At 31.4% G+C, this 1,220-nt stretch carries 1 protein-coding gene; it reads right to left on the bottom strand.

The features are described from left to right. The coding region (locus D8837_RS09570) for an SIALI-17 repeat-containing surface protein (RefSeq protein WP_398575075.1) at nucleotides 1-1,220 on the bottom strand (1,220 nt) is incomplete at both ends.

Below are 1,220 nucleotides of genomic sequence, written 5' to 3'. Positions count from 1 at the left end.
CTACCATACTTAAAGGAGCACGATATTCTGGAATATCAACAACCGGTGCATCGCTAGGCGATACCCCTCCGTTAAATGCTGGGACTTCATGAGTTTCTGGAGTTCCCTTTTCACTAACAACTTGTAATTTATATCTAAAAGTTACTGAATTAATTCCTTTTTTAATGACTAAACTACTTGGAATATTTTCTTTTTGTAATAAATAAGTTTGACCTTTATAAGTTATTTCATTTGGAGGAGTTGCTACAGTAACTGTAGTTCCTTTATCACTTTTCTCGCTAGTAATTGTAGGAGCAATTTCATTTCCTTTTTCATCAACAAATTGTTGTTGTAGAAGACCCGTATCTGTCAATTTAATAACTGTAACAAAGTGATAGTTACTAGAAACAGGCTTCATGATTTTTTCGTAATCAATATCATTTAATAAGTTTTTCTTACGAAAGTAATAAATAGAATTCGCACTAAAGTTGTAGTAGTGTTGGGGGTTATTAAAGTAATGCTCAAAAGTCTGTGTTAGCCCCCCATCTTCTGTAGCAGTTCCCTTGTATCCAATTTTTCTTAACAAGCTATAGTCACCACGGATAGGAACAGCTTCAGGGTTTTTAAATGCTTCTAAAGGAACATCGCTTTCTTTCAAAAAGTTTTGTTTGTTAAAGATAGAATCGTTAATGACTTTAGCATACAACTTGTTAAAAGGAATTGCATTTCCATTTTTGTCTTTGTATATATATTTGGTTGTGACAGAAGGATTTCTATCTTCAGGATTTGCAGATTTGATAACTTTGCTGAGAATATAGCTTTCTACAGCCATTTTATCTGTAACAACATCAAAATAATCCGGATTTTTAGTTAAACCAAAATCGTAAGTTTTCTCAATTGAAATCGTATCAATTCCAAACTCTTTTCGCAAATAACTATCCTGATCAAGTGTTGTATTGTAAGATACAGTTTCACCATCTCTTACTTTTATAATGTAGGCGTCTTGTTCTTTTTTAATGTTTTCTTTATATTCTTTTGGAACATTATTAGATAATTCAGCCATTTTTGTTTTTACTGTTTTAGGCGTTTCTATAAGAGCTTCATCAGAAATGTTCTTAAAATGCCTTGGGTTAGAAAGGTTAATTTTATCCTTATCTAAAAATTGAACATTCCCCATGTTTGATTTAAAATCAGTAAAAGTTTTTGTTTTTCCATAATCATTTTCAAGCTCTCTTTCTCTT

The organism is Streptococcus mitis, assembly GCF_003942965.1.
Lineage (GTDB): Bacteria > Bacillota > Bacilli > Lactobacillales > Streptococcaceae > Streptococcus > Streptococcus mitis_BH.
This window is presented reverse-complemented; position numbering and strand designations above follow the sequence as displayed.